An 8,051-nucleotide genomic window follows, 5' to 3' on the forward strand; every position below is an offset into this window, starting at 1 on the left:
TCTGATCACCTGACCGCCGAACACAACGGGGAGGAATCACATGAAGCACCGCAGCGCCGGCCCGCTGGGCCCGCTTCCGGAGTTCCTTGGGCAGTACGTGGCCGGGGAGGGGCGCGTCCCGGACGGCACCGACGTCGTCCCGTTCTTCACGCCCGCCGGGGACAAGATGTGGCTGGTGTGCGACTACGCGCTGGCCCGCAAGGTCCTGACGGACCAGCGGTTCAGCCGCGCCGAGGCCGTCACGCCGCACGCCCCGAAGCTCAACGACGCCCAGCCCGTGCCCCATTCCATGATGAGCATGGACGGAGCCGATCACTCCAGGCTGCGGCGCGTCGTGACCAGGGCGTTCACCACCGGCCGGACCAGCGCGATGGCCCCGGCCGTGGAGGAGCTCGCCGACCGGTACCTCGACGCCATGGCCGCGTCGGGGCCGGGCACCGACCTGATCGAGGCGCTCGCGGCGCCGCTGCCGCTCGCCGTCCTGTGCTCGCTGCTGGGCGTTCCGCCCGAGGACGGCGCACGGTTCCGCGACTGGGTCGAGGTGCTGTTCGACATCTCCGCCAGCACGCCGCAGGAGAAGGCCCGCCGCCGCCTCGAACTCATCGACTACATGGCCGACTTGATCGACCGCAAGCGCCGCCGGCCCGAGGACGACCTGCTCACCTCCATGATCGGGGCGCACGAGCAGGGCGACCTGTCCATGGGCGAGCTGCTCACCATGGGACTCACCCTCCTGATGGCCGGCTACGAGACCGTCGTCGGGCAGATCGGCACCTCGGCCCACGCCCTGCTCGGCGACCCCGCCGCGTACGAGGAGCTGCGCGAGCAGCCCGACCGGCTGGCCCCCACGGTCGAGGAACTGCTGCGCCTGACCCCCTCCACCCCGATCAGCTTCCCGCGCGTCGCGGTGGAGCCGGTGCCGCTCGGCAACGTCACGGTCCAGGCCGGGGAGGGCGTCATCGTCTCCCTGCTGCACGGCAACCGTGACGGCAAGACGTTCGCGGACCCCGAACTGCTCGACCCGCAGGGGCACGACGCCGCCCACCTGACGTTCGGACACGGGGTGCACCGCTGTCTCGGCGCGCCGCTGGCCCGGCTCCAGCTGCAGATCGTCCTGGAGCGCCTGCTGCGGCGGTTCCCGGCCCTTCGCCTGGCTCCCGGCCCCGACGCCGTGGTCTGGAAGGACGGCCTCGGCACGCGCGGGCTGTCCCGGCTGCTGGTGGAGTGGTAGCCGCTCCGTCCGGTCCGGTCGTACAGGCGGGTCGCCTCCCGGGTGTTCCGGGCGTCCGCCGTTCAAGTGCTGCTCCGTGGAACACCTTTGGACTTGGAGTGAGGATCCGCATGTCTGTCGAGACCACCCGCCGCGATGCCGAGCCTGTCGGGGACGCCGGGAATGCCGGGGAGCCTGTTGCCGTCATCGGGCTGTCCTGCCGCTACCCGGGCGCGCACGGCGACGGGGCAGCCGGCTCCGGCCGAGAAGGCTTCGAGGGCTTCGACTCGGGCCTCTTCGGCCTCGCGCCGGACGCGGCCGCGTCGATGGACGCGGGGCAGCGGCTCCTGCTGGAACTGGGCTGGGAGGCGCTGGAGGAGGCCGGCATCGTGCCGGCCTCCCTGCACGGCGCCCGCACGGGGGTCTTCCTCGGCGCACCCGGCCACGACCGGGATGCGGAGGGCGACGCGGACGCCGGCGCGGACACCGCCCTGGACACCGCCCTCGACGCGGACCGCGCCCAGGGCGTCCGCGCCGTACTCGGTCTGAGCGGACCGGGCCGGACCGTGACCGGCGGCGCTCCGGCCGCCCTGACCGCGGTGCACCTGGCGTGCGCGAGCCTGCGCTCCGGCGAGAGCGGGATCGCACTCGCGGGCGGGCTCGACGCCGGACCCGCGGGCGGGGCCGTTCTCGTGCTCAAGACCCTGGCGGGGGCCCTGGCCGACGGCGACCGCGTAGGCGGCGTCCTGCTCCGTACCGGGCCTGGCGCCGAGCAGGCGGCCGAGAGCGGGTCCGCCGGTGCCGCCGGTACCGCCGGGCTGGTCGAAGCCCTGCGCTCCCCCGCCTTCCCCGGGCAGCCGGTCATCGTCTCCTCCGTCGACGCCGACGGCACGGCCTGGTCGGTGGAGGTCGCCGAGGCGCCCCGTACCGAGCAGGAACCTTCCGCCGGCCCGGCCGCCTTCCGGGGCGCCACCCTGCCGTGGCTGCTCTCCGGAGCGAGCGCGGCCGCCGAGCGCGCGCAGGCCGGGCGGCTCCTGGCCCGGCTCACGGCGTGCGCGACGGACGCCGAGGCCACCCCGGGCACGGTGAGCGCCCGGGCCGCCGCACGCCCCGGCATCGCCGACATCGGCCACTCCCTCGCCGTGTCGCGCACCGCGTTCGCGCACCGCTCGGTCCTGCTGGCCGGCACCGAGGCCGAGTTCACCGAGGAGCTGGCCGCGCTCGCCGAGGGCCGCCGCGGCTCCGGGCGCGTGAGCGGCACGGCCACGCCGCGCGACCGGGCCGTCTTCGTCTTTCCCGGCCACGGCGCACAGTGGCCCGGCATGACCACCGACCTGCTCGACGCCTCGGACGTCTACCTCGCCAGCATCCGGGCCACGGCCGAGGCGCTCGCCCCGTACGTCGACTGGTCCCTGGAGGACGTCCTGCGCGGGGCGCCCGGCGCGCCCGCGCTGGACCGCATCGACGTCATCCAGCCCGCCCTGTTCGCGACCGCGCTCGGACTCGCCGCCCTCTGGCGCTCCTTCGGCATCGAGCCGGCCGCGGTCGTCGGGCACAGCATCGGCGAGCTCGCCGCGGCCGTGGTCGCGGGCGGGCTGAGCCTGGAGGACGGCGCCCGGGCCAGCGCGCTGTGGGGCAAGGCGCAGGCCCGGCTCGCGGGCCGGGGTTCGATGCTCTCGGTGCTGCTGCCCCTCGACGAGGTGCGGACGCGCCTGGCGCCGTGGGGCGAGAAGCTGGCCGTCGCGGGCATCAACGGACCGCGGTCGATCGCCGTCGCCGGCGACATCCACGCGATCGAGCGCCTCCAGGAGGAGTTCACCGCCGAAGGGGTGCGGGCCCGCCGGGTCGCCATCGACTACGCGCCGCACTGCGCGCACATGGACGAGATCCACGAGGAGCTGCTCACCGTCCTGGCCCCGCTGCGGCCACGGAAGGGGAACATCCCCTTCTATTCCGCTCTGACCGGCGCGCTGCTGGACACGCGCTCGCTGGACGCCTCGTACTGGTTCCGCAGCCTGCGCGAACCCGTGCTGTTCGAGAGTTCCATCCGCTGCCTCACCGACCACGACCTCTTCGTCGAGATCAGCCCCCACCCGGTGATGACCCTGCCCGTCGAGCAGACCCTGGAGACGACCGACTCCACGGCTGTGGCGGTCGGTTCGCTGCGCCGCGGTGCGGACGGGCCGCACCGCTTCCTGTCCTCGGTGGCGGAGGCCTACGCGCACGGCGCCCCGGTGGACTGGAGCCCCGTCTTCCCTACCGACGCCCGGGTCGTCGCCCTGCCCACGTACGCCTTCCAGCGCAGCGCCCCCGGTGCGGCCGCCGACCCGTTCGGGACCGGCGGGGACCCGGAGCGGACGGCCAGGTTCCTGATGGACCTGGTGCGCTCCGAAGTGGCCCTCGTCCTCGGCCGCGGAAGGGGCGGGGACATCGACCCCGCCCGCTCCTTCCAGGACCTCGGATTCGACTCGGCGACCGCCGTGGAGCTGCGCAACCGGCTCGCCGCGGCCACCGGGCTGAAGCTGCCGACCACCCTCCTCTTCGACCGGCCCACCCCCGAGAAGCTGGTCGCCCGGCTCGCCGAGCTCTCGGGCGTCGTCTCCGCGCACGAGCCCGTCTCCCGCGCGGTCGCGCGCCGCGTGCCCGGCTCCGACGAACCCATCGCGATCGTCTCCATGGCCTGCCGCTTCCCGGGCGGCGTGGCCTCCCCGGAGGACCTGTGGCGGCTGCTCGTGGAGGAGCGGGACGCCGTCACCGAGTTCCCCGGCAACCGCGGCTGGGCACTGGAGACCCTCTTCGACGGCGACCCCGACCGCGCGGGGCGCTCGTACACCCGCCAGGGCGGGTTCCTGCACGACGTCGACCAGTTCGACGCCGAGTTCTTCGGGATCAGCCCGCGCGAGGCCACCGCCATGGACCCGCAGCAGCGCATGGTGCTGGAGACCGTGTGGGAGGCCGTGGAGCGGGCCGGGATCGACCCCGCCGCCCTGCGCGGCAGCGGCACCGGCGTGTACGTCGGCGCCATGGCGCAGGACTACGGCCCGCGCCTGCACGAGGCGGGCGAGGGCGTCGGCGGGTACCTGCTGACCGGCACCTACACGAGCGTGGTCTCCGGCCGCGCCTCCTACACCCTGGGTCTGGAGGGCCCCGCCGTCACGGTCGACACCGCGTGCTCGGCCTCGCTGGTGGCCCTGCACATGGCGGCGCAGGCGCTGCGGGCCGGCGAGTGCGAACTGGCCCTCGCCGGCGGTGTGACCGTGATGGCGACCCCCGGCATGTTCGTGGAGTTCAGCCGCCAGCGCGGCCTGTCGGTCGACGGGCGCTGCAAGTCCTTCGCGGAGGCGGCGGACGGCACCGGCTGGGGCGAGGGCGTCGGCATGCTGCTCCTGGAGCGGCTCTCCGACGCCCGTCGCAACGGCCACGAGGTCCTCGCGGTCATCCGGGGTTCGGCGATCAACCAGGACGGCGCCAGCAACGGACTCAGCGCCCCCAACGGCCCCTCGCAGGAGCGGGTGATCCGCGAGGCCCTGGCGGCCTCCGGGCTGTCGGCCGCCGACGTCGACGCCGTCGAGGCGCACGGTACGGGCACCCGGCTGGGCGACCCCATCGAGGCGCAGGCGCTGCTCGCCACCTACGGCCAGGGCCGCGCGGCCGACCGGCCGCTGTTCCTGGGCTCGCTCAAGTCGAACATCGGGCACACCCAGGCCGCCGCCGGCGCGGGCGGCGTCATCAAGATGGTCATGGCGATACGCAACGGCCTGCTGCCGCGCACCCTGCACGTGGACACCCCGACCTCGCACGTGGACTGGGCCGGCGGCGCGGTCTCGCTGCTCATCGAGGCCACCCCGTGGCCGGAGACCGACCGGCCCCGCCGGGCCGGCGTCTCCTCCTTCGGCGTCAGCGGCACCAACGCCCACCTCGTCCTGGAGCAGGCCGCCGAGCCCGCGCCCGCCGTCGCCGGACAGGACGAACCCGTACCCTCCCTCGCCGGGCAGGCGGAACCCGTACCCTCCCTCGCCGGGCAGGCGGAACCCGTACCCTCGGTCGCCGGGCACGAGGAGCCCGTACGCTCCGTCGCCGGGCAGGAAGGGTCCGCCGAGCCGGCGCCTTCCGGGGTCGGGGCGCCCGCGGCCGTTCCCTTCCTCCTCTCCGCCAAGAGCGACCAGGCGCTCCGCGCGCAGGCCGGCAAGCTGCTCGACCAGCTCCGGGACCGGCCGGGCGACCGCCTCGCGGACCTCGGCTACTCCCTCGCCGTCGGCCGCGCCCACTTCGACCGGCGGGCCACCGTGGTCGCCGGGGACCTCGAGGGCCTGGAGCAGGGCCTGCGGGCGCTGGTCGACGGCGCCACGGACCGCGGCCTGGTCACCGGGCAGAGCCGGCCCGCGGCCCGTCCCGTGTTCGTCTTCCCCGGTCAGGGCGCCCAGTGGGTGGGCATGGCGGCCGGCCTGCTGGAGTCCTCCCCGGTGTTCGCCCGCCGGATGGCGGAGTGCGCTGCGGCCCTGGAGCCGCTGGTGGACTGGTCGCTCCTCGACGTCGTACGCGGTGTCGAGGGGGCTCCGGGCTTCGAGCGGGTGGACGTCGTACAGCCCGTGCTGTGGTCCGTGATGGTGTCCCTGGCCGCGGTCTGGCGCTCGCTGGGCGTCGAACCGGCCGCGGTCGTCGGCCACTCGCAGGGCGAGATCGCCGCGGCCTGCGTGGCGGGCGTGCTCAGCGTCGAGGACGCGGCGCGGGTGGTGGCGCTGCGCAGCCGCGCGCTGACCGTGCTGTCGGGCCGGGGCGGCATGATGTCCGTGGCCCAGCCCGTCGCGTGGGTACGGGAGCGGATCGGCGCCTGGGAGGGCCGGATCTCGGTCGCCGCGGTCAACGGACCGTCCCAGACCGTGGTGTCCGGCGACCCGGAGGCCCTCGACGAGTTCCTCGCCCAGGCGAAGGAGCAGGGGGCGCGGGCCCGCCTCGTGGACGTGGACTACGCCTCCCATTCGGCCCATGTGGAGGAGCTCGAGGACGAGTTGGCGCGGATCCTCGACGGCATCGAGGCGCGCCCGGGCGAGGTCCCGGTCTACTCCTCGCTGACCGGCGCGCTGCTGACCGACACCGGCCTGATGGGCGCGGGGTACTGGTACCAGAACCTGCGCGAGACGGTGCAGTTCGAGCAGGCGGTCGGAGAGCTGCTCGCCGCCGGCCACCACACCTTCATCGAGGTCAGCCCGCACCCGGTGCTCACCATCGGCGTGCAGGCGGCCCTCGACGAGGCCGGCGCGCGGGGCGCCGCCCTGGGCACCCTGCGCCGCGACGAGAACGAGGCCGGATGCCTGCTGCTCTCGCTCGGCGAAGCCCACTGCCACGGCGTGCGCGTCGACTGGCCCGCCGTGTTCGACGGTACGGGTGCCCGGCGGGTACAGGTGCCGACGTACGCCTTCCAGCGGAGCCGGTTCTGGCTCGACACGCCGGTCACGGCGGAGGACCCGTCGGGCCTCGGCCTCGCCTCCGCGGAGCACCCGCTGCTCGGCGCGATGACCAGCCTCGCCGACCGCGAGGGCGTGCTGTTCACGGGCCGCGTCTCCCGGCGCACCCACCCGTGGGTCGTCGACCACGCGGTCGTCGGTACGGTCCTGCTGCCCGGCACCGCCCTGGTCGACGTGGCCGTCTCCGCGGGCGACCGCTTCGGCTACGACCAGCTCCGGGAACTCGTCCTGGAGGCACCGCTGATCGTCCCCGAGGAAGGCGGCATCCACCTCCAGGTCGCCCTCGGCCCCGCCGAGGAGTCGGGCACCCGCTCCGTCACCGTCCACTCGCGCCCCGAGGGCGCGCCGGAGGAGGAATGGACCCGGCACGCCTCCGGCCTGCTGGCCACCGGCGAACACCCGGTCCCCGCCGCCACGCGGACCTGGCCGCCGGAGGGCGCGCGGTCCGTCACCCGCGAGGACACCTACGACCGCCTCGCCGACCGCGGTTACGAGTACGGGCCGGTCTTCCAGGGCCTCGGCCGGGTCTGGCAGTCGGGCGAGGAGCGGTTCGCGGAGGTTTCGCTCCCCGAGGAGCAGCACGCCGACGCCACGTCCTTCGCCCTCCACCCGGCGCTCCTCGACGCGGCCCTGCACGCCATGCTGCTCGGTGACGGCACCGAGCTGACCATCCCGTTCTCCTTCAACGGGGTCACCGTGCACGCCACGGGCGCGACCGCGCTGCGGGTGCACGTGATTCCCTCCGGCCCCGACAGCGCCTCGCTGACGGCGACCGACCCCGACGGACAGCCCGTCGTAACGATCGACTCCATCACCCTGCGCCCGGCCGGCGACGTCCGCGCGGCCACGAACGCGGGCAAGCACTCCGGCCTGCACCGGCTGGGCTGGAAGCCCCTGCCGCCAACGTCCGTGGAGACCACGGCCGGGCTCTGGGCGGTACTGGGCTCGGACCCGCACGGCCTGGCCGCGGCCGTCTCAGGGGACACGTACGCCGACGCCGCCGAACTGCGGACCGCTCTCGGAGACGGCGCCCAGCTTCCGTCCTTCATAGCCCTGTCAGAGGGGACCACCGAGGTGCACGCGGCGGTTCAGGACACTCTGGCCACCCTCCAGGAACTCCTCGCCGACACCACCCTGGACTCCACCCGCATCATCGTCCTCACCCAAGGCGCCACCGCCCTCACCACCGACGAAGACATCACCAACCTCCCCGCAGCAGCCCTCACCGGCCTCATCCGCACCGCCCAGAACGAATACCCCGGCCGCCTCACCCACCTCGACATCGACGAGGCCTCCCACGACCTCGCCACCGCCGCCCACACCGCAGCCACCACCCCCGACACCCAACTCACCCTCCGCAACAGCCAACTCCACAC

General features: G+C 74.7%; 2 protein-coding genes. Both read left to right on the plus strand.

What is annotated here, in order from left to right:
* Window positions 1-40: 40 nt before the first annotated feature.
* A complete protein-coding gene (locus PV721_RS20325; RefSeq protein ID WP_319726408.1) occupies window positions 41-1,231 on the plus strand; it encodes a cytochrome P450 in 1,191 nt (396 codons plus the stop codon).
* A 110-nt stretch (window positions 1,232-1,341) separates the two neighbouring features.
* A partial coding sequence (locus tag PV721_RS20330) for a polyketide synthase (RefSeq protein WP_319726411.1) occupies window positions 1,342-8,051 on the plus strand: 6,710 nt, incomplete at its 3' end.

The organism is Streptomyces sp. MB09-01 (assembly GCF_033794505.1).
Taxonomy (GTDB): domain Bacteria; phylum Actinomycetota; class Actinomycetes; order Streptomycetales; family Streptomycetaceae; genus Streptomyces.

Excerpts from the sequence above, each read along its gene's own strand:
- PV721_RS20325 (WP_319726408.1), top strand. The coding sequence starts at position 41 with ATGAAGCACCGCAGCGCCGGCCCGCTGGGCCCGCTTCCGGAGTTCCTT.